Here is a 26,693-nt window from a genome sequence, read left to right on the forward strand (position 1 = left end):
CTCCCGTATGCCGGGTACTGGTTCCGGCCTGGGGTCGTCGCGGGGGGCTTCGGGCCGGCGGTCAGTCTCGTTTGCAGATGCGGTCCAGGAGGTTCGCGGTGGCCCGCTGGACACGGGCGTCCACGTGGCCCGGGCGGTCCAGGGAGGGGGACCAGGCGAACGTTCCGGATGCGAAGACCAGGGAGCCGGAGGGGGCACGGTAGAGGGAGGTCTCCTGGTGGCGGAGGGTGCCTTCGGCGTCGGCGTACGGGGAGTGCGCGAGGAGGATGCGGTCGTCGTGCTCGGGGAGCTGGGTGCGCGGGAAGTACCGGTCGGCCTCGCCGGCCACCATGCCCTCGATCTCGTCGCCCTCGTGCGCGCCGGTCGCCTCCCACATCCAGTGGTCGGCGTTGCGGACGATCATGGGAGTGGGGTCGGGGACCCGGCCCGCGTACTGGATGCCGATCAACTGCTGTTCGGGGCGGTCGATCTCCCGCCAGAGCGCGGGTTTTCCGGGGCCCCGGCGTTTGCGGCAGGTGAGGAGGCGGTCCGGGACGCCGGACGGGGACGGGCCCAGCTCGACCTGCCAGTACATGGTGTTGGCGGAGAGGAAGACGAGGGACGTGCCGGTCTCGCGGGCGAGTTCGGTGGTGCGGCGCATCGCCGTGGACCAGTACTCGTCGTGGCCCGGGAAGACCAGGCCCCGGTAGCGGCTGGGGTCGATACGGCCGGCGTGCAGGTCGCGGGCGTCGGCGTAGGCGACGTCGTAGCCGTAGCGCTCGGCGAAGCGGATGAAGTCGTAGGCGTGGCCCACATGGAGGGGGAGGCCGGCGCCGGCGTACGGCCGGTCGAAGGAGACGGTGGTCGCGGCCTCGGACTCCCCGAGGAGCCGGCCGCCCTCGTCCCAGGCATGGTAGAGACTCGCACCCGTGCGGCCGTCCTCAGGGTAGAGGTTGTACGCCTGCCAGGTGATGTCCGGCAGGAGGAGCAGCAGGTCCGCCGGGTGGTTGTCGCGGACCGTGAAGGGGATGTGGGAGCGGTAGCCGTCGAGGGTGGTGAGTACGGCGACGTACGCCCCGATGTTCCAGTACGACGGGATCTGGAGGCGCCAGGAGAGCCACCAGTGGTGGCAGGAGACGGTGCGGTCCGCGGTGAGGGGCGGGGGCTGGACGATGCCGGAGAGGCGGGGGCTGGTGGTGATCTTGGTCGCGCCGTCGCCGCCGTAGTGGCCGATGCGGTAGATGTCCACGGCGAACTCTTGCGGCGGGTCGACGGTGATGTGGAAGTCGATGGACTCGCCGGGGGCGGCGGGGCCGGTGGAGGTGAACCCCTTGATCTGACGGTGCACGTCGTCGGCCGCGCGCGGGCCTCCGAGGGCACGGGGTGCGGTGCGGGGCGAGGGGATTCTGCCTGCCGGGTGTGCGGCGGGGGGCGATGAGGCGGGGTCGGGGGTGGGGTCTAAGGGGTCGACGTACCAGGGGACGACGTGGCCCGTGTCGTCGAAGTAGGTCTCGCTGCCTCGGAGCCAGGGGACGGGGCCCAGCCCGAAGGGGTCCGTGACGGCGTGCGCGAGTGCTCCCGACTCCCAGCGGCGGATCGACTGCGACCCCATGACTGTTTCCCTCCCTGGCTCCCCCGTCAGCTCTGTGCCGGCTGTCTTGCGCCCGGGCGCTGTGCTTGCTTGCTTGCTGTCCTATGTCCCGAGCGATTGCCACGTGCGCGATCGGTCCCAGCACATCACATTACGCACGCACTCCGTCACCGTTCGTCGCTAATTAGCCAGAAACGGAAGGGAGGGTTCCGGCCGGTTTTCTCGCCCCCGCCGCCCCTACCCGTCCCATCCCCTTCCTGGGGGCTGCGCCCCCAGACCCCCGCTACGGCCCTGAACGGGCCTTGTCCTCAATCGCCGGACGGGCTGGGGGTGCCGGCCGGCGCTGGAGAGGTACCGCCTTGGCCGGAGAGTCCTCACACCAGGCGTACCGGTTTCTCCGGGCGTACCCCTGTCGTGTGGAGCCAGGCCTGGAGGGGGGTCGGGTCGCCGGTTTCTATCAGGGTCAGGACCCTGGGGCCCAGGTCGGCGGCCCGTTCGCCGTTCAGGAGGAGGGAGGGGCCGTCGAGCCAGTCCAGGCCCGGTGTCGCGCCCGCGGTGTCCATGGCCGCGCAGCACACCATCGCGGTGACGTGGTCGGCGAGCAGTTCGCGGCCCGTGCGCGGGGGCTGGAGAGGGAAGAGCGGCAGTGTGCCGTCGTCCCAGAGCGCGGTGTCCGGGCCCTGGCCGCCTGTCAGACCTGCTGCCGGTGCCGGTCGTGCCGCAGTCGGCGCCGCCGCTTCCTCGCGGGCCACCTCCGCGCTGAGTCCGGCGGCGAGGGACTCGCTGCGCTCGCTTCCCACGCGCTCGTCGTCCCGGTACTCGTCCTCGTCGTCCGGCTCTGTCTCTGGCTCCGCCTCTGCCGCTGGCTCAGTCGCCGGGGGTTGGGCCGTCGTCAGGTGGGTTATCACCCGGGACAGGGTCGGGCCGTCGGGGTTCTGGCGTGTGGGGGTCGTGGTGCGGTGGACTCCCAGGGCGTCCAGGACCCGGTGGAGCCGTGCCGCGTCCGTACGCCATTTGCGGTCGACCACCTCCTCCGGGTACTCCTGCCAGTCCACCGGCGCCCAGTCCGGGCCGGGCTCCGCCGGGCCCCCGTGGAAGAGCCGGGCGGCGAGCAGGGAGGCGGCCTCGTCGACCGCGCCGGGCTCTTCGAGCAGGTCGCAGGCCGGGCGCTCGCCCAGGCGGGAGGTGAAGCCCTCGGCCAGCCGGTCACGGCGGGACAGTTCCGTGAGCGCGGCGACGACGCCCGCGTCCAGCCGGGCCGGCCAGCGGCCCATCCGCCAGGCGGGGAGCGCGACCCGGGTCAGCAGCCGGTCCCAGCCCGCGTACGCCAGGCCGACCTGTTCCTGCGCGACGATCCGCAGGCCGTAGTCCACCGCCTGTGCGCGCTCGGCGGCCGCCGTCGCCACCCCGCGCTCCATCTCGGCCGCGTGCACCCGGCAGCTGCGCAGCAGCAGCCTCGACGCCCAGCCGACGCCGGCGAGCGCCGCGCGGGGGACGGGGCCGCGCCGGGGCGCCGCAGCCACGGCCACCGCCGCGTCCAGGCCCCGTACGAAGCGCCTCGCCGCCGCGATGTCCGGGTGCGCGGAAGGTCCCGTACCCGCGACGACCGGGGCGAGGACCGCGCGCAGTTCGGCGACGCGCATCCACCACAGGAACGGCGAGCCGATGACGAGGACGGGCGATGCCGTCGCCGTCGCACGGCGGTGCTGTCCTTGGAGGGCGGTCGACAGGCCTCGTACGCCCGATATCTCGTCGCGGCCCTCCGCCGGGGGCAGCGCGTGGGCGCGGTGGGTACGGTCCTCCAGCCAGCTGTCGCAGTCCGGGGTGAGCGCTATCGCGGAGGGTGCGGGGACGCCCAGCCGGTCGGCCAGGTCGCGCACCAGGTGGTAGAGGTCCGGGGCCGACTCCTCGGCGATCGGGACCGTGGGGCTCATGGCGGGGCGGGCCCGGGCCACGACGAGCGCGACCACTCCGGCGGCGAGGAGTACGAGGAGTGCGGCGGCGCTCGTGATCCAGCGGGCGAGGTCCCAGCCGCCGCCCACGAAGTGGGCGGTGGAGCCGCCGGCGAGCAGCACGACGGCGACGGCCGCGGGCAGCAGGGCGACGGCCAGCGCCCGGCTGCGGATGCGCAGCACGGCGAGGGCCCGGGAACGCGCGACCTGCGCGCCCGCCTCCACACCCATAGCGGTCACGACCGGATGTCACCCCCTACCTGTTCCGACCTGTCCCACACAGCCTGACGTTGCTCATTCCCCCACTGTGGCACCCACCACTGACATCGCAATGCCGGTGGGCCAAGTGCCGGAACGCTTGCGCCGCACCATAGTTGGGGGCCCGGTTCTCGTCAGCCGGATGGGGGATCGGTCACTCGATGGAATGGCTCTGGGGAGAGGTGGATGACGCACGGCTACGGCGAATCCGCAGCTGAGCGGCGTGCGAGCAGCACGTGAGCGGCATGTGAAAGACGTCGGAACGGCTCTCGGGCCCCGCATCCTTAGACGGATTCGGGGCCCGAGAGGTTCATCGAGGTGTGCGTGAGGTGTGCGTGTGTCGGCTTCGGTTGGTGGAGGGGGCGCCGCGCGTTACTCCCCCGCCGCCGCCTTCGCCGCGATGTCCGTGCGGTGCTGGGAACCGTCCAGGTGGATACGGCCGAGGGCGGTGTACGCGCGGTCGCGGGCCTGGGTCAGGTTCTTGCCGGTCGCCGTCACGGAGAGGACCCGACCGCCCGCGCTCACGACCGCGTCGCCGTCGTGCTTCGTCCCGGCGTGCAGGACGTACGCGTGCGGGGCGTCCTGCACGGCCACGTCGGCGAGGCCCGTGATCGGGTCGCCGGTGCGCGGGGTGCCGGGGTAGTTGTGCGAGGCGATGACCACGGTGACCGCCGCGTCGTCGCTCCAGCGGAGGGGTTCGAGATCGGCGAGGGTGCCGTTGGCCGCGGCGAGCAGGATGCCGGCCAGCGGGGTCTTCAGGCGGGCCAGGACCACCTGGGTCTCCGGGTCGCCGAAGCGGGCGTTGAACTCGATCACGCGGACGCCGCGCGAGGTGATCGCGAGGCCCGCGTAGAGGAGGCCGGAGAAGGGGGTGCCGCGGCGGCGCAGTTCGTCGACCGTCGGCTGGAGGACCGTCTGGAGGACCTCCTCGACCAGCTTCGGGTCGGCCCAGGGAAGCGGTGAGTATGCGCCCATGCCGCCCGTGTTCGGGCCCTCGTCGTCGTCCAGCGCGCGCTTGAAGTCCTGAGCGGGCTGGAGCGGGAGGACGGTCACACCGTCGGTGATCGCGAAGAGGGAGACCTCGGGGCCGTCGAGGAACTCCTCGATGACGACTCGGTCGCAGGAGTTCGCGTGCGCGGCGGCGATCGCGAGGTCGTCGGTGACCACTACGCCCTTGCCGGCCGCGAGTCCGTCGTCCTTCACGACGTACGGGGCACCGAAGGCGTCGAGGGCTTCGTCGACCTCCGCCGGCGTCGTACAGACGTATGAGCGGGCCGTGGGGACGCCGGCTCCCGCCATGACGTCCTTCGCGAAGGCCTTGGAGCCCTCCAGCTGCGCGGCTTCCCCGGAGGGGCCGAAGACCGGGATGCCGACCGCACGCACGGCGTCGGCGACCCCGGCGACGAGCGGCGCCTCCGGCCCTACGACGACCAGGTCGGCGCCCAGCTCCACGGCCAGCGCCGATACGGCCCCGCCGTCGAGGGGGTCGACGTGGTGCAGCTCGGCGACCTCGGCGATACCGGCGTTGCCGGGGGCGCAGTACAGCGCGGTGACGTCGGGGTCGAGGGACAGGGAGCGGCACAGGGCGTGTTCGCGGGCGCCGTTACCGATGAGGAGGACCTTCACGGGGGTCAGCTTAGTGGGCGTGGTCGGGGTGGGGGTGGGATGCCTGGCTGGGGTTGGTGCGGGCGTCGTCTCCGGGGGCTCGGTCCCGGGCATCGGAGACCGGGGGCTGGGCATCGGGGACCGAGGGCTGCGGGCTGCGGGCTGCGGGCTGCGGGCTGCGGGCTGGGGACGCCTACTCGTTCGAGAACTCCTCCAGCACCGTCGCCCCCAGCTCACGCACGATCAGTTCGTGGCCGGAGAGGGCGGACTCGTCGAGGTCGGGGTCGTCGTCCTCGGGGGTGTCGTCCTCGGGGGCGATGGGCGCGGGTTCCGGGGCCGAGTGCTGCGGGCGCTGCGGTGCCGGTGCGGAGGCCTGGGGGCGGGGGGCGCCGGACGCCTGTGTGGGCGCGGGTGCCGGGGGCGCGGGCTGGTGGGATGCGGGGCCTGCAGTGCCTGCGGGTGTCGTACCGGCGCCGCCGTAACCGCCCCCGCCGCCCCCGCCGTAACCACCGGGGGCGCCGCCTCCGCCGTAGCCGCCGGGGGCCGTGTTGCCCGGGGCGCCCTGGCCGGCGCCCGTCGCGGCGACGATCGCCTCGATCTTCCAGTTGACGTTGAACTGTTCCGCCAGCGCCGCCTTCAGTACCTCTTCGCTGCCGCTGCTGGAGAAGTTGTCCCGCGCCCCGGCGTTCACGAAGCCCAACTGGAGCGTGGTGCCGTCGAAGCCGGTGACCTGGGCGTTCTGGTCGAGGAGGATCCAGGTGAAGCGACGGCGGTTCTTGACCGACTCCAGGATGTTCGGCCAGAGCATGCGGGGGTCGAGCCCGCCGGGCACGGGGGCGGCGGCCGGGGCGGCGGGGACCTGAGCCGGGGTCTGGGCATGGGCCTGGGGCTGCGCGTAGGCCGCTGCCGGGGCTGGGGCCGCCGGGCCCGGAGCGGGCGCCGGGGGCTGTCCACCGCCCGCGGGGGTCGCCGTGGGCCAGCCACCGGGGCGCCGGCCGCTGCCTGCGGTCGTCGCGGTGGGCCAGGCGCCGGGGGCAGCGGCAGCCGGAGGTGGAGCGGCGGGAGAGGGGGCGGCCTGAGCCGGGGGTGGCGGAGCCGGAGCCTGTTGCTGGACCTGGGGCTGGTGCTGGACCTCGGGCCGGTGCTGGGGCTGGGCCTGCGGCTGAGGGTGGACTTGTTGCTGGGGCTGAACCTGCGGCTGAGGGTGCGGGGTCGTGGGCGCCCCCGCCGGGGCACCGCCGGGTGCCGCGCCCTCGTGCACGGCCGGCCCGCCGTGCACGCCGGGGCCGGGGACGTACCCCATGGCGAGGCCGGCGCCGCCCATGCCCGCCGCGGGGCCGCCGGAGAAGTTGACCCCGCGCTCCAGTCGGTCGAGCCTGGCCATGACCGACCGCTCGTCGCCGTAAGCGCCGGGCAGCATCACGCGCGCGCAGATCAGTTCCAGCTGGAGTCGGGGCGAGGTCGCGCCCCGCATCTCCGTGAGCCCCTCGTTGACGAGGTCGGCGGCGCGGCTGAGTTCGGCGGCGCCGAAGACGCCGGCCTGTGCCTGCATCCGCTCGACGACGTCCACAGGGGCGTCGATGAGCCCCTTCTCCGCCGCGTCCGGCACGGCGGCCAGGATCACCAGGTCGCGCAGCCGTTCGAGCAGGTCGGCGACGAAGCGGCGCGGGTCGTTGCCGCCCTCGATGACGCGGTCCACGACCTCGAAGGCCGCCGCCCCGTCCCCGGAGGCGAACGCCTCGATCACGGAGTCCAGCAGCGAGGCCTCCGTGTAGCCCAGCAGGGAGGTGGCCATGGCGTACGTCACACCGTCGGCACCGGCGCCGGCCAGCAGCTGGTCCATGACGGACATCGAGTCTCGTACCGACCCGGCTCCGGAGCGGACGACCAGCGGGAGCACGCCGTCGGCAACCGGGATGTTCTCCTGCCCGCAGACCTCCGCGAGGTACTCGCGGAGCGTGCCCGGCGGGACGAGGCGGAAGGGGTAGTGGTGGGTACGCGAGCGGATCGTCCCGATGACCTTCTCGGGCTCGGTGGTCGCGAAGATGAACTTGAGGTGCTCCGGGGGCTCCTCGACGACCTTGAGGAGCGCGTTGAAACCGGCCGACGTGACCATGTGGGCCTCGTCGATGATGTAGATCTTGTAGCGACTGCCGGCCGGCCCGAAGAAGGCCTTCTCTCGCAGGTCACGGGCGTCGTCCACACCGCCGTGCGACGCCGCGTCGATCTCGATGACATCGATCGATCCCCGCCCGTTGCGCGCCAGGTCCTGGCAGGACTGGCACTCGCCGCAGGGTGTCGGCGTCGGTCCCTTCTCGCAGTTCAGACAGCGCGCCAGGATACGCGCGCTGGTCGTCTTGCCACAGCCGCGCGGCCCGCTGAACAGGTACGCGTGATTGACCCGGTTGTTCCGCAGCGCCTGCTGCAGCGGGTCGGTTACATGCTCCTGCCCGATGACCTCGGCGAACGACTCCGGGCGATAGCGGCGGTACAGCGCAAGGGACGACACGCATACGACGATATCGGGCCCCACTGACAGTCGGCCCCGCTCGCCGGTCCCACCCCTGCGGCCGACCCCGCGCGCACGGCGTCTCCGGACGGGCGAAGAATCACCAAACGTTCCCCTTGGTGCATTTCACAGGGAGCCCCTCTTCGCGATACGGCACACGGTGGCCGCCTCACTCGCCCTCCCCGGCACGCCCGCCGCCGGCACCCTGACAGCACTGGGCCCGGCCCTCTGGACGTACGGGGTGGTCCTGGTCGCGGCCCTGGCCCTGCGGCACCGCGACCCCCTCCACGCGGGTGCCCTGAGCACCAACTGGAACTGGGGCCCTCGGGGGCGTTGCGACCTTCGCGCTCACTCCGGCGACCGGGGAAGAGGCCAGACGACCCTGGAAACACAAAGACCCCCCACGCACCCGCCAGAGCCAACCTACCCTTGCTGCCTTCCGGCCCTGGGGGAGTTCAGTCAGATAGCGCCGCGTGAGGGGCTGAGGCCCAGCGTACCTGATCGCAGGGGGCCCGAACGAGTTCGCAAGCACCGTCCAACGTCCTGTAATGTTCGGCGCGGAGGATTCGCCTAGTGGCCTAGGGCGCACGCTTGGAAAGCGTGTTGGGGGCAACCCCTCACGAGTTCGAATCTCGTATCCTCCGCCAGTGCCTCACCGGGCACGATGTCGAAGGGCCCCACCGTTCGCGGTGGGGCCCTTCGTCGTGTGTGGTCCAGGGTCAGGCGGAGGCCTCGCGTTCGGGTTCGAGGTGGTCGGCGGGTCGGGTGGGGCGTCGGGTGTGGGAGAGGGCGCGGCGGCCGAGGGTCAGGGCGGTCAGGGCCAGGGGGAGGGCCACGACGGCTCCCATGGTCCCGTTGCCGGTGCCGGGGCCGCCGTTGGAGGTGGCCAGATGCAGGGTGGCGAGGGCCGCGGCGATCAGGCCCGCGGCCATGGCCGACAGGGCGCCGGTGCGTGCTTTGGCGGGGTCGGGGCGGTTGGTGAGGCGGGTCAGGGTCAGCCAGGCGAGGGCCACGCCGATCAGGCCCACGCCGAGGGCCAGGTTGGCCCCGGTCCGGCCGTCGCCGATGGCTCCGCCCTCGGCGGCCACCATCAGGGCATCCACTGCGCTCATGCCACTCTCCTCCTTCGTGTCCTTCGTGCGGGACGAATTCCGGGTTTCGCCGTGCCTTGAGCGTGCCTGCCGACCGCCCTGCTGGTCGTCCGGCGGACGCGGTCACTTCGGGCTGCCGCCCGTGCCGCAGCCCGCTACCGCGGATGCGGCAGACGCCGCTCACGTACCGCGGGTGCGGTAGCCGGCCGCTCGTCCGCGAGCGCGACTCGCCCGCCGCCGGCCTCCGGCTAGGGTGCGCCCATGGACACAGGGGCGCGTTTTCGTGTCCCGGCCGGTGTCATGGACTGGGCTATCGCCCTCAGCGTGGCGGCACTGCTGTTGGGTACCGGGCTGTCCGGGCAGCGCTCGGCCGGGGAGGCAGGGCTGCTCGGCTCCGTGCTATTGGCGGCCGGCGGTCTGGCGCTGGTCGCGCGGCGCCGGGCTCCGGTTGCCGTCCTGGCCGTGACCGGGCTGTGTGCGGTGGGGTACGAGGCGGCCGGTTTCGAGGTGCTCGCTGTCTCGTATCTGGTCGCGGTGTACGGCGCGGTACGGGCCGGGCACCGTGCCCCGACGGTGGCGGTGTCCGTGAGCCTGCTCGTCGTCCTTCCGCTCACGGCCCTGGCCTTCCGCGACGGGTCGGCGCGTGAGGCGTTCGCGCAGGCCAGGAACGTACTCGAAATCGCCTGGCTGATCGCCGCCTTTGCCGCCGGTGAGGCGCTGCGGCAGGCCGAGCGGCGGGCGGACGAGGCCGAGCGCACCCGGGAGGAGACCGCGCGGCGCCGCGCGGACGAGGAGCGGCTGCACATCGCGCGGGAGTTGCACGATTCGCTCACCCACCAGATCTCGATCATCAAGGTGCAGTCCGAGGTCGCCGTGCATGTGGCCCGCAGGCGCGGCGAGCAGGTGCCCGAGACGCTGCTGGCGATCCAGGCGGCCGGGCGGGAGGCGACCCGGGAGCTGCGCGCGACGCTGGAGGCCCTGCGCGACGACGACACGACCCCGCCGCACGGCCTCGCACACGTGCCGGAACTGGTGGAGCGTGCCCGGTCGATGGGCCTGGACGCGACGTTGACGATCGAAGGGCAGCGGCACGACGTGCCGGCCGCGGTGGGCCGGACCGCCTACCGCATCGTCCAGGAGGCGCTGACCAACACCGCCCGGCACGCCTGTGCCACCACCGCGACGGTCCGGATCGAGTACCGGCCCGACGCCCTCGCTGTCCAGGTGGACGACGACGGCAAGGCCGTCCCCGTTGACGCCCCGGCCCCCGGCCTCGGGCTGCTCGGCATGCGCGAACGTGTCACCGCCCTCGGCGGTCGGCTGCGCGCCGAACCGCGTAACGAGCACGGCTTCACCGTCCAGGCAGAACTCCCGGTGGAACGAGCATCATGATCCGTGTCCTGCTGGTCGACGACCAACCGCTCATCCGCAGCGGCTTCCACGCGCTGCTCGACCTCGAGGACGACATCGAGGTGGTGGCCGAAGCCGCCGACGGCGAACAGGGGTTGGCGCTCGTCAAGGAGCATCTGCCCGACGTCGCGCTCATCGACATCCAGATGCCGGTCATGGACGGCATCGAGGCGACCCGGCGCATCGCCGCCGACCCGGCCCTGGCCGGCGTACACGTCGTCATGCTGACCAACTACGGCATGGACGAGTACGTCTTCGAAGCGCTGCGCGCCGGCGCCGCCGGGTTCCTGGTCAAGGACATCGTGCCGGAGGACTTCCTGCACGCCGTGCGGGTCGCCGCCCGCGGGGACGCCCTGCTCGCCCCGTCGATCACCCGCAAGCTCATCCACCGGTACGTCACCCAGCCCCTCCCCACCTCCGGCGCCGCACTGGAGGAGCTGACCGGCCGGGAACGCGAAGCGGTCGTCCTGGTCGCCCAGGGCCTGTCCAACGACCAGGTCGCCGCCCGCATGGTGATCAGCCCCATGACCGCGAAGACCCACATCAACCGGGCGATGACCAAACTCCACGTCCGCGACCGGGCCCAACTCGTGGTCCTCGCCTACGAGTCCGGCCTGGTCGTCCCGAACAGCCGCTGACCGGGTGCATCGCCTGGCCCAGCAAGCTCGTCCGCAGCACGCAACTGCTAGCATTCGCCAGCTTGTTCGGGGAGATGGGGCCCTCCGTGGGGGGAGGGAAACCAAGTGACTCATCCTGTGTTCCTGCGTGGCTCGCTTGCCGCCATCACCGGTTTGGCGCTCTCTGTGTCCGCCCTGCCGCTGGCAGCGCCCGCTCACGCGGAGGTCGCGGCAGAGATCGTCGTTCCGGCCACCATGCGTACGACTGCGCGCACGGCGTCTCTGCAGAGTGCCGGGGCCTCCGGCTTCCTTGAGTACCGTTCCACCACGGCGGGTTACGGCCTCTGGTGGACCTCCTACGACGGCAGCCGGAAGCCCGTGGAAGGCGGCGAGCGGCTCGAGCCTCGTACTCAGGGGGTCTACGGCACCGGGTCGGACATCGTCGCCCTTGGCGGGCCCGTCCAGGACGGCGGCGGTCGGCAGGTCCTGCTCCGTGACATGGGAACCGGGACGACGGAGACCGTGGCGGTTCCGGCCGGCCAGAGTTATCTGCAGACGTACGGGCGTACCGTCCTGACCAGCACATCCACGGGTGGGGAGCGGCACGCCCGCCACGGACATCGCGGTCGTCGGAGTGAAGACGCAGCCCTCGGTCAATACCGTGAGCTCGTCGTCCACGTGGGGCGGCACGTGGTGGCTGTCGAAGCCGGCCGCGTCGTGGACGCTGGCGCTCAGGAACAAGGCGACCGGCGCCACCGTGCGCACCCTGTCCGGCGGTGCCGCGTCCGACGCGGTCCAGGCGTCCTGGAACGGCAGGACGTCGACAGGTGCGTACGTGGCGAACGGCACCTACACCTGGACGCTGACGGTGACACCGGTCGCCGGGCAGGGCGCGGCGGTGACCGCGGTCGGCTCGCTGAGGCTGACCGGTGGTGCCGCCGTACGACGCGACCATGTCGGGTCCGACGGCATCGGTGACCTGCTCACGCTCACTCCCTCGGGCGCGCTCGCCTTCCACCAGGGCGACGGGGGCGGGAAGTTCCCGACGAGGACGACGGCCACGGGCTGGCCGTCCTCCATCACCGCGGTGCCCTTCGGAGACCTGAGCGGCGACCGCTGCAACGACGTGCTCGTGCGGTTCGGCAGCGGGGCGCTGCGGGCGTACCGGCCGGGGTGCGGCAAGGCGCTGACGACGTCCACGCCGTACACCGCGCTGGGAACGGGCTGGAACCAGTACAACGTGCTGACCTCACCGGGCGATGTCACCGGTGACGGCCGGGCGGATCTGATCGCCCGCCAGACGTCCACCGGTGACGTCTACCTGTACAAGGCCACGAGCAGCGGAACCCTCTCGGCACGGGTGAAGATCGCCAAGTGGGCCGGCTACAAGAAGATCGTCGGCGTCGGCGACCTCAACGGTGACGGGTACGGGGACCTGCTGGCGCAGGACACGTCGAACGAGCTGTGGCGGCACGCGGGCACGGCGACCGGCGGCTTCAGGGCGCGGGTCAAGGTGGCCGACAACTGGGGCGCCTCGTACAACGTGGTGGTGGGCGTCGGGGACATCACGGCGGACGGGAAGGCGGACATCGTCTCCCGTGACACCGCCGGCAAGCTGTGGCGCAACAACGGCGACGGCAGGGGTTCCCTCGGCCCCCGCACCGCGATGACCACCGGCTGGCAGGGGTACAAGGCCCTGTACTGACCCCCTGTACTGAACCCTGCACTGACCCTTTGTACCGGCCGGGACGAGGAGTCGATCAGATGCCCGAGCAACGGACCGAGCAACGGACCGGACAACGGACCGTCGACTTCTGGTTCGACCCCGTCTGTCCGTACACGTGGATCACCTCGCGGTGGATGGTCGAGGTCACCAAGGTGCGGCCGGTGGACGTCCGTTGGCGGGTGATGAGTCTGTCGGTGCTCAACGAGCACCGGGACGACAACCCCGAGGGCGACTGGGGCGAGTGGGCCGACTACATGTGGGCTCCGGTACGGGTGTGTGCCGCCGTGGAGGAGCGGTTCGGTCAGCGGGCGCTCGGGGACCTCTTCACGGCGATGGGCACCCGCTTCCACCTCCGGGGCGACTGGGGGAACCTCGCGGGGGCCCTGACCGATGCCGGGCTGCCGGCTCAGATCGCCGAGGTCGCCTGGTCCACGGCGTACGACGAGGCGGTCCGGGCCTCGCACGCGCAGGCCGTCGCCCTGGCCGGGGACGACGTCGGCACCCCGGTGGTGTCGGCCACCGGGCCCCGTGGCGAACGGGTCGGCTTCTTCGGCCCGGTCGTCTCACCCGCTCCCACCGGGGAGGCCGCCGGACGGTTGTGGGACGGGTTTCTGCTGCTGGCCGCCGTGCCGGGCTTCTACGAGATCAAGCGCACCCGCACCGAAGAGCCCCGGTTCGACATGGCGGACTGATGCCGTGCGCGTGGGGCCCTCCGGCGGGGCGGGCTACTTCCTCAGGGCGACCGTCGCGGTGCCGGCGCCGACCGGACCGACCCTCAGCACGGTGCCGGTCAGGTCGGTGAACGAGGTCACCTGGACCCGGCCGGTGCACCCCGGGGTGGCCGCGATCACCCGGTACGCGGCCGGGTCGGCGTCGCCGATCTCCACTTCCAGGACGGCGCTGCTGTTGGGCGGCACCGTGACCTTCAGGGAGTGGGCGTCGGCGGAGCGGCGGACGGAGACCGAGACCGGGCCGCGCAGGGACGGGACCGTGCCGTCGACCTCGGTGAGGGCGCCGGTCCTGGGGCGGATCCGGAACCCGGCCGCGCCCGCCTCGGTGACCTGGACGCCCAGCACGTGCCGGGCGACGGCGTTGGCCGGGGCGGAGGCCCAGGCGTGGGAGAGGGTCGTGTTGGGCTTCAGCGCCGGGTCCCAGGCCTCGGTGACGATGGTGGCCTTCAGGGCGTCCAGCATGTGCAGCCAGGAGTTGGTCGCCGTCGAGGTGAGCAGCGCGAGGGCCGCGTCGGACCGGCCGAGCCGGAAGAGCGCGTCGAGCAGGAACTGCGCCCCGTAGACGCTCACCTTCATGCCGCCGGCGGCGAGTGTGTCGCCCAGTGCGGCCAGTACGGCGTCGTCCAGGGCGTCGGCGACCCCGAGCGCGACCGGGAACGCGGTGGCGTGCTGGGCGCTGTGAGTGGTGCCGGCGCCGTCGCGGAACCGGCCCGCCGCGCTGTCGAGCAGGGTGGCCCGCATGGCGGCGGCCAGGGTGTCGGCGCGGGCGTGGAGGGACGTGGCGTCGTCGGTCTTCCCGAGGGCGGTGGCGCACTTGGCGAGGGCGTCGAAAGCGGCGTACTGGAAGGCGTTGACGACGGTGTTGACGCTGGTGAAGACGTAGCCGTCGCGGCTGGCGACCGGCCAGTCGACCAGGTCGCCGAGGTCCTGGCTGGAGGAGCCCGGGGCCTTGTGGACCAGGCCGTCGGAGCCCAGGTAGGCGGTGAGGTTCTTGGCGGAGAGGAGGTCGTAGTCCTTGGCGAGCTGGCGGTCGTCGCCGGTGGCGAGGTAGTCCTCCCAGGCGGAGATCGCGCACATCAGGCGGTACTCGGTGGGCCAGGTGCCCAGGCGGACCAGATAGTCGTTGGACCAGCGGGCGAGCGCGTAGGAGCGCTGGACGCCGTACTCGGAGAGCTGGTTGATGAGCGCGTCGCCCTCGTAGGGGCCGCGTTCGCGGGTCGGGGTGTCCTGGTAGAGGTCGCCGCGGGTGGCCTCGATGGAGTAGCGGCACAGCTCCCAGACCCGGTCCAGGGCGGGGTCGGAGCTGCTGAAGGCGGTCTGGGAGTCGTCCCAGTCCAGCTTCCAGGCGCGGCCCTTGACGGTCGCCCCGGACAGGTCGAGGGAGGTGCGCAGCTCGGCCCAGCGGAATCCCCGGTAGCCCCAGTGCTCGAAGCGCTGGGCGCCGTCGCGCAGGGTCCACACCTCGCGGTAGGTGTTGGTGGCGCGGAGTACGTACTTGACCGTGCCGTCGCTGTTCAGCTCCTCGCCGAGCCGCACCTCGACGGTGTCGCCGGCACTGCCGGTGACCTCCAGGGCCAGCCCGCCGACGATCTCCCGGCCGAGGTCCACCAGCCAGCGGCCGTCGGCCACCTTGGTCACCGAGGCCGGGGTGACGTCGTGCAGCCGTACCGGCTCGATCGGGGCGGGGACGAGGCCGTCGATCGCGGCGCGGACGACGGGGGCCGACCAGCCGGCGTCGTCGAAGCCGGGGCCGGTCCAGCCGACGGGCTCCTGGCGCAGGTCCCAGTACTCCTGGGGAACCGTGAAGTAGCTGCTGCCCGCGCTGCCCTTGGCCGGCAGCAGACCGGCCTGGCGGCGCGCCTTCCAGTCGCCGCCGGAGCCGATGGTGGCCCGGCTGCCGTCGGCGTACGTGACCTCCAGCTGGGCCAGGAACTTCTGCTGCGAGGTGGTCCAGCACAGCGCGGCCAGGGCGTTGGTCTCGCCGGAGCGCAGCGTGTCGGTGATGTCGAAGGCCTGGTACGCCACTCCGCTGCCGGAGCGCACCGAGGCGTGGCCGACCGGGCTGCCGTTGCTCCACACCTTGGCGACGTACTGGCGGGCGGGCGTCGCGGAGGTGGCCGCGACATAGAGGACGGCGGCGGCGATGTCCTTGCCGGCCAGGTCGTACTCGTGGCGGAGCAGGGCCCAGGTGTCGTCGGCGCCGTAGGAGGAGAGCGAGGAGGCGCCGGTCGGGAAGGTGAGGACGCCGTTGGCCACGGTGCCGGCGGCGAAGGTGCCCTTGTCGGAGGCGAAGTCGTCCTGGAGCAGGACGGTGCCGTCGGCGGCGGTGAAGCGGACACTGTCGTACGCCTGCGATTCGGTGGAGCCGTTGCGCAGGCCGACGTTGCCCGAGGTGTAGCGGGTGTGGGTGGTGGTGTCGACGACGGTGCCGTTGACGGTGGTGGTGAGCGTGGAGCCGGTCATGGTGACCGCGAAGTCCACCCACTCGCCGGTGACGACCGGGAAGGGCAGCGTGACCTCGCCGAGGACGGTGTACGTCCCGTTCACGCACACGTGCTTGCGCAGCACTCCGGCAGCGGCGCCCGCGCGCAGCTGCCACATGTAGTTGTTGGCGGTGTTGGTGGCCCGGAACCAGAAGCCGGCGGCCACCGTGGTGATCCTCAGCCGGGCGGCGAAGGTGCCGTCGGTCATGGTCGGTCCGGCCGGCGCCCATATCGGCTCGGCCTCCCACTCGTCCTCCACCGAGGTCGCCAGCAGCACCGGCTGGGACCAGGACGACCGCCCGCCCTTGTCCGGCCAGGTGCTGACCCGCCACCAGTAGGCGGTACGGGGCTTCAGCGCCGGTCCGCCGTAGACCACGGCGGTGGACGCGGCGGAGTCCACCTTGCCGCTGTCCCAGAGGAGTTGGTCGTCGTCGAACCCGGTGGGCGTCGCGGCGAGCTGGAGCTTGTAGGCGCGCTGGAGGGTGCCCGCCCCGAAGTCGGGGACCTGCCAGCTGAACCGCGGCTGCTTCCCCGCGGTGGTGCCCAGCCCCTTCGGCAGCAGATCGGTCAGCATCCCGGTCGGCGCGGGAGGCGCCCCCTTGGCCGGTACGGCGGCGACCGCGCGCGGTCCGGTGAGGACGACGGAGGCGGTCACGACGCCCCCCAGCTGGAGGAGACTGCGGCGCGACAGGGGTCTGGGCATGGGCACCTTCGGGGGTGAAAGGTTTCAGTCGGGGTGCCCGGAGGTTAGAGGCAGGTACAGAAGCCGGTCAACAGATGGGACGGAATTGGCTGGAGTGACATTGAAACGATTTAATCCGCCCCTTGCGGTCCGGGGGTCGTGGCTTCGGGCCCCGGGGCCAGGGATCCGGGGCCCGGGCGGGCTGCGGTTGTCATCCCCGCACCCAGGGCCGACCCTTGTACGGAGATCCGCCGCACGAAGATCCTCTGCACGGAGGTCGCGTCACGATGCCCGCCGATGCCACGTCACCGAAGAAGCTGCGCAGCAACCGCGCCGCCCTCACCCACAAGGTCGGCTACGCCCTGCGCCACCCCGGCCGCGTCACCCCGTACCTCCGCCGGGCGGGCCGGGACGCCTGGCTGCGCCTGATCCACACCGACCACGTCGGCTACTACCGGGCCGTCATGGCCTCGGACACCCGCCGCGACCCGGAGGCGGCGGTCGGCAGCCGGAACCACGACCGCTGGCTGGCGCTCGGGCGGATGCAGTTCGACTACCTCGTGGAGCACGGGCTGCGCCCCGAACACCGCATGCTCGACGTCGGCTGCGGCAACCTGCGCGGCGGCTGGCGCTTCATCGAGCACCTCGACGCCTGCCACTACTACGGCATCGACATCTCGCCGGACATCCTGGTCGCCGCCAAGCGGACCCTCACCGAGCGCGGCCTCCAGGCCAAGCTGCCGCACCTGACCATCACCGGCGACCTCACCCTGGACTTCCTGCCCAGCGGCCACTTCGACGTCGTCCACGCGCACAGCGTCTTCTCCCACTCGCCGCTGGAGGTCATCGAGGAGTGCCTCAGCCATGTCGGCCGCGTGCTGACCGACACCGGGTTCTTCGACTTCACCTTCGACCGCACGGAGGGCACCGAACACCAGGTCCTGCGCGAGGACTTCTACTACCGCACCGGGACCCTCCTCGCCCTGGCCCGCCAACACGGCCTGCACGCGCGCTTCATGGAGGACTGGGAGGAGCGGCCGCACGGCCAGTCGAAGATACGGGTCAGTAAATATCGGCATCCAGGCACAACAGAGGCGTAATCAGCCGAATATGGCCGCGCGTAGAGCGCAGGGCACCTCCGGCCGGTGACGATGGGTTCGGCATGGGACACCCTCGACCGGGCAGGAGAGGACGAATGGGTAAGCAGGTCAAGTGCAGGTCGACCCGGACCACGACCGGCAAGCGGTGCCAGAATCCGGCGATGATCGGCTACCCCCGCTGCCAGTTGCACCGCGGCGAGTGGACGCCGCCGCAGAAGAAGAAGACCAAGAAACGCTGACCCCGAGCGTTGCCCGACCGGTCCCGCCGGCGCCGTCCTCAGGCCAGGGTGGCCGTGAACGCAGGCAGGTCCAGGGTCGTACGGATGCCGGGGTGCGGCGCAGACCGGCGGGACGGCGTTGACGGCTCGGCGGTCGGTGTAGCCGGGTGAGACCGCGCCCATGCGTCCGAGGGGGACCGCGAGGCGTATCACCTGCTTAGCAGCGGCCTGATGAACGGTCACCGGAGCGTTCCGGGTCGGCCGCCCCGCGACCGAACTGCCCGTCTCCCGGGGCCACTTGGGCAACGACCGTCGGTCGTGCCGCGGAATGCCTGCGCCGTCGGTCCCGTACCGGCCAGAACAGGACGTACGAGGTGGAGACGACGACGAAGCCCAGGCGGACCAGGCCGCGGGCCGCGTCGTCGGGCACGGCGAAGACGCTGCCGTACAGGGTGATCAGTGCGATCCAGCTCCACCAGGGGACCAGCCGCCGCTGCCCGATCACGTCCCACAGCAGGGTGCCCAGCAGGACGGAGGCGGTGTAGTACGTGTAGACGCTGGGGTCGAGAACGATGCGGGCGTTGGCGCCGAGCAGGACGACGGCGGGCCAGCGTCCGCGCCACACCGCGACGCAGCCCAGGGCCAGGCCCAGCGCGGCCTGCGCCGGGCGGACCCAGGGCGGGGTCACCGGATCGCCGACGCCGAGGCGGCGGAGCGCGGACGCGGGCTGGTTGGGGATGACGAACTCCGCCGCGTCGAACGAGTGCGGGGCGCCGAGGAAGAACGGCAGCCAGACCACCGCGATCAGGCCGGCGCACCATAGGGCGGCGCGCGGCCATTTCGGTCTCGGCAGGGCCAGCAGGAGGGGGAGGAAGGCGAGCGCGGTCGGTTTCGAGTCGACGGCGAGGGCCAGGAGGATGCCGGTCGCGGCGGCGTCCCCGCGCGTGAGGGAACGTACGGCCAGGGCCGTGAAGAAGAGCGCCAGTACGTCGTCGAGGTGGCCGAAGCGGACGGCGACCTCGATCCACATCGGGATGAAGGCGAGGCCCGCGATCAGCACGCGTTGCCGCAACCGCTGGTGGTTGGTCCCGGTGCCCAGGAAGTACTGGGCGGCGCTGCGTCCGGCCACCACCAGGATCACCAGGCCGAGGAACGACATCACGGCGGCGGCCAGGAACTGCCCGACGTGCTCGGGGAAGGGGTTCAGCAGGCCCGCCGCCAGGAAACTGACGGGGCCCATCTGGAGTTCGGGGTGGTGGGCGTAGAGGTTCAGGCCGCCGTCGGGGCTGCCCGGGCCCTCGTAGATCAGCTCCCCGCCGGTGCGCAGGTAGTGCCAGGAGAACCCGCCGTGCGGCTCGACCACGGCGAACCACAGGATCGTCCAGGCGGCGAGCAGCACGAGGTGCGTCCGCTGGCCTATGACCGGCACGTGTCCCCGGTTCCCTTCCGCTCGCTCGGCCCTCTCGAAGAGCTGGGCCCTCTCATAGAGAGGGTCGAACGGCGGTGCGGGTTCTCTCCGGAGGCGTGAATCACCGCGATTCCGTCGCGATTCACTGTGATCACCAACGATTCGCTGCGTTCCTCGCGATTCGGAACGATTCGGGTTTCCGGTACAACCCCGGCCCCCGGTCCGGGGTCTAACGGGTAATCAGAAGCGCTCAGGAGCTCTCAGAAGCGCCGATCACCGCGACCCACCCACCCACGGCACCACTCCCCCGAAGGGGCTGCTTCCGCATGCGTACACGGAGAAGGATCGCCACCGCGACGACCACCGCTGTCACCCTCACCCTCGCCCTGGGCGCCGCCGCGCTCACGGCCCCCGCCGCCCAGGCGGCGACCCCGAGCGCCGGCACGCTGCGCCAGACGGCCGGCGAGCTCTGGTACAAGGCCGCCGCCGGCCAGACCAACCGGCTGACGGTCTCGATGAGGATCGAGACCCGTGACTCCGACCTCGACTCCTACTACATCCTCACCTTCCGCGACCGCGCCCCCATCACCATCGACAACAGCGCGGCGGACAAGTACGAGTGCGTGCACCCCTCGGCGACCGACCACACGTTCGCCCGCTGCGCGGTCCACATCCCGGTGGGCTCGGACGACACCGACATCTACGACGTCGACCTGGGCGACGGCAACGACACCGCGACGATCGCCGCCAACAACCACGCGTACGCCGCGATCTACGGCGGCAAGGGCAACGACGTTCTGGTGGGCACCGGTTGGGACGTCCTCCACGGCCAGGACGGCAACGACCATCTCGTCGGCGGCGGCGGGATCTGGGGTCTCGGGGCGCTCGGCGGCGCCGGCAACGACGTCCTCACCGGCTGCTCGGTCGCGTGTTACGGCGGCGCCGGCAACGACTCGCTCACGGGCGACGCCGACGAGGACGGCGACGAGAACATCCTGAACGGCGGCGACGGCAACGACGTCGCGTACGGACGGTCGGGCGACGACCGCATCTACGGCGGCAGGGGCAACGACCGTCTGTACGGCGAGCAGGGCAACGACCGGATCTTCGGCAACAGCGGCAACGACGTCGTGTACGGCGGCCCGGGCAAGGACACCCTCTCGGGCGGCCCGGGCGTCGACAAGGTGTACCAGAACTAGGGCGGCAACTAGATCACACCGGGTGCGGGCCGCGCCCTTAAGGGGCGCGGGGAACTGCGCGACAAGCCCCCACCGGGCCCGCGGCAAAAGAACCGCCTGTCCCGCGGAGCGCTCAGTTCAGGTCTCCCAGGCCCCTCAGTTCCGGGATGTCGTCGAACTCCCCCGGGTTCAGGAACATCAGCTCCAGCGCGCTGTCCGGTGTCTCGTCCCGTCGGTTCTCCGGGGGCTGGAGGGCCTGTTCCGTCCAGATGCACTTGCCGGTCGGGGTGTAGCGCGTGCCCCAGCGCTGGGAGAGGGCGGTGATCAGTTGCAGGCCCCGGCCGCCCTCGTCGGTCTCCGTGGCCCGGCGGATGCGGGGCATCGTCAGGCTGCCGTCGAAGACCTCGCAGATCAGCTCGGCGCCGTGCAGGAGGCGGAGCCGGACGGGGCCCTTGGCGTGCCGTACGACGTTGCCGACCAGCTCGCTGGCCAGGAGTTCCGTGGTGGGCGTGAGGTCGTCCAGGCCCCACTCGGCGAGCTGTTCGCGGACATGGCGGCGGGCCTGGCCGGCCGCCCTCGGGTCCTCGGGGAGCGGCCAGGAGGCGACCCGGTCGGCGGTCAGCGCGTGCAGACGGGCGACGAGGAGGGCCGCGTCGTCCGCGCTCGGTTGGTCGGCGGGGAGCAGCCCCGTGGTGAGCGTGTCGCAGAGCCCTTCGAGGTCGTCTCCCTGGCCGGCGTCGTACGCACCCTTTAACAGGCGCGCCAGCTGGCCCATCCCCTCGTCGATCTCCCGCTTCGACGACTCCACCAGACCGTCCGTGTACAGCACCAGCAGGCTGCCCTCGGGGACCCTCAACTCGACGGTCTCGAAGGGGGGTTCGGCCGCACCGAGGGGCGGGTCGGCGTCGAACTCGGGGAAGTACACGGTGCCGTCGGGGTGCACGATCGCCGGTGGCGGATGGCCGGCGCGGGCTATGGAACAGGTCTGGGTGGTGGAGTCGTAGAGGGCGTACAGGCAGGTGACGTACGACTCCTCGCCCATGCCGCCGACGATGTCGTTGAGGTGGCTCATGATCTCGTCGGGGGGCAGTTCGAGGTCGGCGAGGGTGTGGACGGCGGTGCGCAGCCGGCCCATGGTGACCGCCTGGGGCAGGCCGTGGCCCATGACGTCGCCGACGACGAGGGCGACCTGGCCGCCGGAGAGCGGGATGATGTCGTACCAGTCGCCGCCGACGTCCACTCCCTGGGCGGCGGGAAGGTAGCGGGCGGCGGCCGTGCAGGCGGGCAGGTTGGGCAACTCGCGTGGGAGCAGGCCGCGTTGGAGTTCGCGGGAGCGGCTGTACTCGGCGTCGTACAGGCGGGCCCGGGCCAGGGCCTGGGCGACCAGGGCGCTGGTCGTGGTGAGGAGGGTGCGTTCCTCGTCGGTGAAACCGCGCGGGCGGTCGAAGCTGACCGAGCAGACGCCGAAGGTGTTGCCGGAGGCGGTCAGCGGCAGGAACGCCCAGGCCTGTTTGCCGGTGCGCCCGGGCAGGTCGGCCAGCGCGGGATAGTGGGCGGTGAACTCCTCCGCGGACGAGAAGAACGCGGGGGTCCCGGTGGTGATCACGTCACAGCTGGGGAAGCCGGGCGTCAGCGGGGTGTCGCTGATCCGGTCGAGGAAGTCGTCCTCGTAGCCGATGGCTCCGACGGTGCACAGGCGGTCGTCCTCGATGGTCTGGACGATGAGGCCGGCTGCGGCGAACGGTGGCAGTACGCGCCGGGCGACCGCGTCGACGACGTCCCGCGAGGTGGTCGCCTTGGCGAGGGCGGCGGTCAACTCCGCTGTCCGGGCGGCGCGTTCGGACGCGGCGCGTTCGGCGGCCTGTCGTTCCTCCGCGAGCCGCCGCTTCTCCGTGACGTCCTGGAGGTAGAGGGTGCGGCCGTCGGGGCCCGGGACCAGTCGCAGGTGGTAGCGGCGACCGGTGCCGGGCACGCGTATGTCGAAGCCGGCCGGCTTGTCCTCGGCGGCGGCCTTCCGGCAACGCCTCTCCAGTCCGGGCAGCTCCTGCACGGTCGGCAGGTCCCACAGGACCCGCCCGAACAGTTCGTCCTCGGACAGGCCGAGCGTGCGTTCGGCCTCCAGGTTGGCGAAGGTGATCCGCCAGGCGTCGTCGACCGCGAGGAACCCGTCGCTCATGTGCCGCAGGGCCCGGCTGAGCGCGTCCCGGGCGGTCCGCGACTCGTTGCTGTCCCAGCCCATGCCGAGCATGCGCAGGGGCTCACCCTGCTCGTCGTACGTCGCCATGCCGCGCGCCTGGTGCCAGCCGTACGTCCCGTCGAAGCGCCGTACGCGGTACTCGGCCTCGAACACCGAGTGGCCGCGGATGGCCTGGTCGACGAGGGCGAGGGTGGGCCCGAGGTCGTCGGGGTGGACGCAGCGCATCCAGTTCTCGACGCGGGCGGTGTACTCCTCGGGCCGGGTGCCGTACAGCTCCATCGCGGCTTCGTCCCAGATGAGTTCACCGTTCGTGATGTGCCAGTCCCACGACCCGACGCGGACCTCCTTCAGCGCCTGCCGGAGCCGGTCGCCGCTCAGCTCCGAGTGCACGGGGCCGGCCGGCAGGGGCGCCTGGACCATGCGTTCCTCGGTCCAGGTGACGACGGCCCGGAGGAACTCCCAGTGGGCGGGCGTCGGTTGACCGCCGTCCCCCGTGAAAACGGTGAGGGCTCCTATGCTCCGGTCGCCACGGACGACGGGTACGGCGGCCAGACCGCTGCCGGGCAGCGGGGCGGTGGACGGACAGACCGGGGCGGTCGGATCGCGGCGCCCGGCCGGATCCCCCGGTATCCACACACCGCTGCCACTACCGCTGCGGTCGCCGCGGCCCTCGTACAGGGCGCGGGCAGGGGCCAGCGGGCCCTCCTGGTCGATGATCTCCCAGGGGCCGGTGAGCGCCGTGGGCAGACCGGTGGCCGACACCAGGCGCAGGGCCGACATGGGGCCGCGAAGGTGAATCGTTCCCCCCAGCGCGCCCAGCTCCGCCACCGAGTGCTGGAGCGCCAGCCGGAAGACCTCGCTCTCCGCGACACCGGGATCCACCGAGCCGAGCAGTGCCAGCCGTGCGTTCATGCTTGAAGTTTTACCGTTCCGGTGCCACCTGAAGCGAGGCTTTGCAGGAATCTCTCCTACACCTCCGGCCACCTTCACCAGGCTTGACGGGCACCAACGGCTGTGGTTCCAGGGCAAGTTGTGCGACATATCGCCGTCATGACGGCCATGTACCGTCCCGTTGGCGGACAGTTGAGTTTTTAACGTAAGTGACTGTCGAGGACTTCACATCGTCCGAGGAACGTCTGAGCATCGCCAGAGGAACGTCTGAGGAGCGGCATGGACATCGGTGTTTTCATCCCCATCGGCAACAACGGCTGGCTGATCTCGAAGAGTTCGCCCCAGTACATGCCGAGTTTCGACCTCAACAAGGCGATCGTGCAGAAGGCGGAGGCCCACGACCTGGACTTCGCCCTCTCCATGATCAAACTGAAGGGCTTCGGCGGCGAAACGGAGTTCTGGGACCACAACCTGGAGTCGTTCACGCTGATGGCGGGCCTGGCGGCGGTGACCGACCGCATCAAGCTCTACGCCTCCACCCCGATCCTGGCCCTGCCCCCCGCGATCGTCGCGCGCATGGCGGTCACGGTCGACTCGATCGCCCCCGGCCGCTTCGGCATCAACATCGTGACGGGCTGGGCCCCCGGTGAGTACTCCCAGATGGGCCTGTGGCCCGGCGACGACCACTTCGGCAACCGCTACGCGCGAGCCGTCGAGTACGTCACCGTGATGAAGGACCTGTGGCGCGACGGCGTCAGCAACTTCAAGGGCGAGTTCTACGAGATGGACGACTGCGTCCTCTCCCCGCGCCCGGCGAACGGCCACATCGACATCGTCGCGGCCGGCCAGAGCGGCACCGGCATGAAGTTCGCCGCGGAGCACGGGGAGTACAACTTCATCCTGGGCAGCGGCGTCAACACCCCCACGGCACTGTCGGGCAGCACGGCCACGCTGGTGGAGGAGGCCGAGCGGACGGGCCGGGACGTGGGAGCCCTGTCCCTGTTCATGATCATCGCCGCCGAGACGGACGAGGCCGCCCAGGCCAAGTGGCAGGACTACCACGACAACGCCGACCGCGCGGCGCTCGCGTACATGGCCGGCGAAACGGCCACGGACACCACCTCCACCGGCACCTCGACGGCACGGACGATCGCGCTGCCCGAGGGCGCGGTCAACTTCAACATGGGCACGCTCGTCGGGTCGTACGAGAGCGTGGCGAGGATGCTCGACGAGGTCGCCGGGGTGACGGGCACGAAGGGGATCATGCTGGTCTTCGACGACTTCCTGGAGGGCCTGGAGAACTTCGGCACACACATCCAGCCGCTGATGAAGTGCCGGGCAGGGAGGGGGAGTTCGGCGTGAGCCCGACTCCGGGTGCTGGTGCGGGGAGGCCCGGCGCCGGGAGGACTGACGCCCGGCGGGCCGGTGCGGGGAGGGCTGGTGCCGTGAGCGCCGGTGCCGTGCGGGCCGGTGCACGGCGGGCCGGTGCCGTGAGCGCCGGTGTCGTGAGCGCCGGTGTCGTGAGCGCCGGTGAGCGGGCTCAGGAGGAGGACTACGAACGTGCCGGTCTGGGCGGCGAGTTGACCCCCGGCGCCGCCCCCGCCCTCCTCCTCGTGGACCCGGCCCGGGCGTACGTGGATCCGGCCTGCCCTCTTTACGCGGGGGCGGGCGCGGAGACGGCCGTCGAGGCGATGAGGGAACTGCTGCCGCATGCCCGCCGGGCCGGCATCCCGGTGATCGTGACACGCGTGGTGCTGCGCCCCGACGGCAGCGACGGCGGCGTCTTCTTCCGCAAGGTGCCGAGCCTGCGCGTGTTCGTCGAGGGCAGCCCGTACGCCGAGTTCATCGAGGGCCTGGCGCCGGGCGACAACGACCTGACGGTGACGAAGCAGTACCCGAGCGCCTTCTTCGCCACCGCCCTGTCCACCTACCTCACCTCCAACGGCATCGACACCCTCCTCATCGCCGGCCTGACGACCAGCGGCTGCGTACGGGCCACCGCGCTCGACGCCATGCAGCACGGGTTCGTTCCGGTGGTGGTGGAGGAGGCGGTCGGGGACCGCGACCCGGGGGTCCACGAAGCAAACCTGTTCGACATCCGGCACAAGATCGGTGAGGTTTGGGGGGTGGGCCGGGTGAAGGAGTACCTGTCCCGGGCGTGAGCTGACACGGGATGCGGGACACAGGAGGAGCGGATCGTGAGCGGCGGCAACGGGCGGGGGCCGGTGTTCCTGACCTCGGGGCAGCGGACCAGTACGACGGTGCTGCTCACGGAGGTCGCGGCCGGCCGGGGGATGGACGTGCGGTCGCTGGACGATCCGGCGGACCGGGCCCGCTGGGCGGACTCGGTGGCCGGGTCGGTGCACTGGTACGGGGGTCCCCTCGCGGCCGACCGGATCGCCGGTGCGCTCGGCCTCGGGCTGCTCGAACCCTCGGACGGCTGGCTGGCGGAACTGCCGGAGGAGTTCACGGGACGGCGCGTACAACTGACCACCCTCGCGGAGGCGTGGCAGTCCCGGCGCCCGGCGTTCGTGAAGCCACCGAGCGCCAAGTCGTTCCCGGCGGCGGTGTATTCGGACGGGTCGCGGGTTCCCCGTACGGGGGAGGACCTGACCCCGGACACGGCGGTACTGGTGTCGGACGTCGTCACGTTCGCCGTCGAGTACCGCCTGTTCGTACTCGACGGCCGGGTGGTGACCGGAAGCCGGTACGCGGTGTACGGACGGCTCGACCCGGCCCCCCTCGACGGGGACGCGCGGGCATCCCATGTCCTCCGGTTCGCGGATCAACTCCTCACCGAGGAGGGGGACTCCCTGCCGAGCGCGGTCACCGTCGACATCGGCCTCGTCCAGGATCCCGACCGGGGAGGGCGCGAGCGATGGGCTGTGGTGGAGGCCAACATGCCGTGGTTCTCGCACAGTTACGCGGCGGGGGTGGAGGGGGTTCTCGACGTCGTGCTTCGGGCTGCGGGGCCTCGGGGGCGGGTCGGTCGGGGGGACGAGAGGTTTTTGAGGGGGGTGCCACGGGCGGTCCAGTAAGAGAACGGACGCGGTGCCGGCCCACGGCG

At 71.8% G+C, this 26,693-nt stretch carries 18 protein-coding genes, 1 tRNA gene and 1 other RNA gene; 11 read left to right on the plus strand and 9 right to left on the minus strand.

Annotation, left to right across the window (positions count from 1 at the left end; translation table 11 throughout):
• Positions 1–61 precede the first annotated feature (61 nt).
• The 5 genes from ACH4TV_RS14715 to ffs form a co-directional block, all read right to left on the minus strand.
• On the minus strand, positions 62–1,591 hold the full coding sequence (locus ACH4TV_RS14715; protein WP_398397922.1) for a N,N-dimethylformamidase beta subunit family domain-containing protein: 1,530 nt from the start codon (positions 1,589–1,591) through the stop codon (positions 62–64).
• Between the two features lie 353 nt (positions 1,592–1,944).
• Positions 1,945–3,753, minus strand: coding sequence for a hypothetical protein (locus ACH4TV_RS14720; protein WP_398398805.1), 1,809 nt, complete (start codon positions 3,751–3,753; stop codon positions 1,945–1,947).
• Between the two features lie 399 nt (positions 3,754–4,152).
• The gene (gene purD / locus ACH4TV_RS14725) at positions 4,153–5,406 is read right to left on the minus strand and encodes a phosphoribosylamine--glycine ligase (protein WP_398397924.1); all 1,254 of its coding nucleotides are present in this window, start codon (positions 5,404–5,406) and stop codon (positions 4,153–4,155) included.
• 172 nt (positions 5,407–5,578) lie between these two features.
• Positions 5,579–7,894, minus strand: coding sequence for a DNA polymerase III subunit gamma and tau (locus ACH4TV_RS14730; RefSeq protein WP_398397926.1), 2,316 nt, complete (start codon positions 7,892–7,894; stop codon positions 5,579–5,581).
• Positions 7,895–8,283: 389 nt separating this feature from the next.
• Positions 8,284–8,380: signal recognition particle sRNA small type (gene ffs, locus ACH4TV_RS14735), an RNA gene on the minus strand.
• Positions 8,381–8,453: 73 nt separating this feature from the next.
• On the opposite strand from ffs, the gene ACH4TV_RS14740 reads away from it, so the two are divergent.
• Positions 8,454–8,541 (plus strand) — tRNA-Ser (locus ACH4TV_RS14740).
• A 72-nt stretch (positions 8,542–8,613) separates the two neighbouring features.
• Here the strand turns inward: ACH4TV_RS14740 and ACH4TV_RS14745 are convergent.
• Positions 8,614–9,006: a DUF6223 family protein gene (locus ACH4TV_RS14745; RefSeq protein ID WP_398397928.1), complete on the minus strand. Its 393-nt coding sequence runs from the start codon at positions 9,004–9,006 to the stop codon at positions 8,614–8,616.
• 240 nt (positions 9,007–9,246) lie between these two features.
• Between ACH4TV_RS14745 and ACH4TV_RS14750 the strand changes: the two genes are divergently transcribed.
• From ACH4TV_RS14750 to ACH4TV_RS14765, 4 genes are all read left to right on the plus strand, one after another.
• The gene (locus ACH4TV_RS14750) at positions 9,247–10,377 is read left to right on the plus strand and encodes a sensor histidine kinase (protein WP_398397930.1); all 1,131 of its coding nucleotides are present in this window, start codon (positions 9,247–9,249) and stop codon (positions 10,375–10,377) included.
• A complete protein-coding gene (locus ACH4TV_RS14755; protein WP_398397932.1) occupies positions 10,374–11,033 on the plus strand; it encodes a response regulator in 660 nt (219 codons plus the stop codon). Before ACH4TV_RS14750 ends, ACH4TV_RS14755 begins: the two co-directional genes overlap by 4 nt.
• Positions 11,034–11,673: 640 nt before the next feature.
• Positions 11,674–12,717, plus strand: coding sequence for an FG-GAP-like repeat-containing protein (locus ACH4TV_RS14760; RefSeq protein WP_398397934.1), 1,044 nt, complete (start codon positions 11,674–11,676; stop codon positions 12,715–12,717).
• A 59-nt stretch (positions 12,718–12,776) separates the two neighbouring features.
• Positions 12,777–13,430: a disulfide bond formation protein DsbA gene (locus tag ACH4TV_RS14765; RefSeq protein WP_398397936.1), complete on the plus strand. Its 654-nt coding sequence runs from the start codon at positions 12,777–12,779 to the stop codon at positions 13,428–13,430.
• Between the two features lie 33 nt (positions 13,431–13,463).
• Here the strand turns inward: ACH4TV_RS14765 and ACH4TV_RS14770 are convergent, their stop codons facing one another.
• Positions 13,464–16,655 carry a family 78 glycoside hydrolase catalytic domain gene (locus tag ACH4TV_RS14770; RefSeq protein WP_398397938.1) on the minus strand — a complete coding sequence of 1,064 codons (3,192 nt, stop codon included), beginning with the start codon at positions 16,653–16,655 and terminating at the stop codon, positions 13,464–13,466.
• A 266-nt stretch (positions 16,656–16,921) separates the two neighbouring features.
• Between ACH4TV_RS14770 and ACH4TV_RS14775 the strand changes: the two genes are divergently transcribed.
• Both ACH4TV_RS14775 and ACH4TV_RS14780 read left to right on the plus strand, forming a co-directional pair.
• Complete coding sequence (locus tag ACH4TV_RS14775) at positions 16,922–17,734, plus strand: class I SAM-dependent methyltransferase (RefSeq protein ID WP_398397940.1); 813 nt, start codon at positions 16,922–16,924, stop codon at positions 17,732–17,734.
• Positions 17,735–17,829: 95 nt separating this feature from the next.
• Positions 17,830–17,973, plus strand: a complete 144-nt coding sequence (locus ACH4TV_RS14780; protein WP_398397942.1) for a hypothetical protein — start codon at positions 17,830–17,832, stop codon at positions 17,971–17,973.
• Positions 17,974–18,169: 196 nt separating this feature from the next.
• Here ACH4TV_RS14780 and ACH4TV_RS14785 read toward each other — a convergent pair whose 3' ends face one another.
• The gene (locus ACH4TV_RS14785) at positions 18,170–19,381 is read right to left on the minus strand and encodes a hypothetical protein (protein WP_398397944.1); all 1,212 of its coding nucleotides are present in this window, start codon (positions 19,379–19,381) and stop codon (positions 18,170–18,172) included.
• A gap of 305 nt (positions 19,382–19,686) precedes the next feature.
• On the opposite strand from ACH4TV_RS14785, the gene ACH4TV_RS14790 reads away from it, so the two are divergent.
• Positions 19,687–20,559, plus strand: coding sequence for a calcium-binding protein (locus tag ACH4TV_RS14790; RefSeq protein ID WP_398397945.1), 873 nt, complete (start codon positions 19,687–19,689; stop codon positions 20,557–20,559).
• 112 nt (positions 20,560–20,671) lie between these two features.
• Here the strand turns inward: ACH4TV_RS14790 and ACH4TV_RS14795 are convergent, their stop codons facing one another.
• Positions 20,672–23,647 carry a SpoIIE family protein phosphatase gene (locus ACH4TV_RS14795; protein ID WP_398397947.1) on the minus strand — a complete coding sequence of 992 codons (2,976 nt, stop codon included), beginning with the start codon at positions 23,645–23,647 and terminating at the stop codon, positions 20,672–20,674.
• A gap of 258 nt (positions 23,648–23,905) precedes the next feature.
• On the opposite strand from ACH4TV_RS14795, the gene rutA reads away from it, so the two are divergent.
• The 3 genes from rutA to ACH4TV_RS14810 all read left to right on the plus strand — a co-directional run bounded on the left by rutA (position 23,906) and on the right by ACH4TV_RS14810 (position 26,664).
• Entirely contained in the window at positions 23,906–24,988 is a 1,083-nt protein-coding gene (rutA, locus tag ACH4TV_RS14800; protein WP_398397949.1) for a pyrimidine utilization protein A, read from the plus strand.
• An 83-nt stretch (positions 24,989–25,071) separates the two neighbouring features.
• Complete coding sequence (locus ACH4TV_RS14805) at positions 25,072–25,788, plus strand: isochorismatase family protein (RefSeq protein ID WP_398397951.1); 717 nt, start codon at positions 25,072–25,074, stop codon at positions 25,786–25,788.
• A 132-nt stretch (positions 25,789–25,920) separates the two neighbouring features.
• Positions 25,921–26,664, plus strand: coding sequence for an ATP-grasp domain-containing protein (locus ACH4TV_RS14810; RefSeq protein WP_398398807.1), 744 nt, complete (start codon positions 25,921–25,923; stop codon positions 26,662–26,664).
• Positions 26,665–26,693 lie beyond the last annotated feature (29 nt).

This window comes from Streptomyces sp. NPDC020898, from assembly GCF_044333925.1.
Taxonomy (GTDB): Bacteria; Actinomycetota; Actinomycetes; order Streptomycetales; family Streptomycetaceae; genus Streptomyces.

Coding starts and splice junctions, on each gene's coding strand:
- ACH4TV_RS14715 (WP_398397922.1), bottom strand. CDS start 1,591: ATGGGGTCGCAGTCGATCCGCCGCTGGGAGTCGGGAGCACTCGCGCAC.
- ACH4TV_RS14720 (WP_398398805.1), bottom strand. CDS start 3,753: ATGGGTGTGGAGGCGGGCGCGCAGGTCGCGCGTTCCCGGGCCCTCGCC.
- ACH4TV_RS14745 (WP_398397928.1), bottom strand. CDS start 9,006: ATGAGCGCAGTGGATGCCCTGATGGTGGCCGCCGAGGGCGGAGCCATC.
- ACH4TV_RS14750 (WP_398397930.1), top strand. CDS start 9,247: ATGGACACAGGGGCGCGTTTTCGTGTCCCGGCCGGTGTCATGGACTGG.
- ACH4TV_RS14755 (WP_398397932.1), top strand. CDS start 10,374: ATGATCCGTGTCCTGCTGGTCGACGACCAACCGCTCATCCGCAGCGGC.
- ACH4TV_RS14765 (WP_398397936.1), top strand. CDS start 12,777: ATGCCCGAGCAACGGACCGAGCAACGGACCGGACAACGGACCGTCGAC.
- ACH4TV_RS14770 (WP_398397938.1), bottom strand. CDS start 16,655: ATGCCCAGACCCCTGTCGCGCCGCAGTCTCCTCCAGCTGGGGGGCGTC.
- ACH4TV_RS14775 (WP_398397940.1), top strand. CDS start 16,922: ATGCCCGCCGATGCCACGTCACCGAAGAAGCTGCGCAGCAACCGCGCC.
- ACH4TV_RS14780 (WP_398397942.1), top strand. CDS start 17,830: ATGGGTAAGCAGGTCAAGTGCAGGTCGACCCGGACCACGACCGGCAAG.
- ACH4TV_RS14790 (WP_398397945.1), top strand. CDS start 19,687: ATGCGTACACGGAGAAGGATCGCCACCGCGACGACCACCGCTGTCACC.
- ACH4TV_RS14795 (WP_398397947.1), bottom strand. CDS start 23,647: ATGAACGCACGGCTGGCACTGCTCGGCTCGGTGGATCCCGGTGTCGCG.
- rutA (WP_398397949.1), top strand. CDS start 23,906: ATGGACATCGGTGTTTTCATCCCCATCGGCAACAACGGCTGGCTGATC.
- ACH4TV_RS14810 (WP_398398807.1), top strand. CDS start 25,921: ATGGACGTGCGGTCGCTGGACGATCCGGCGGACCGGGCCCGCTGGGCG.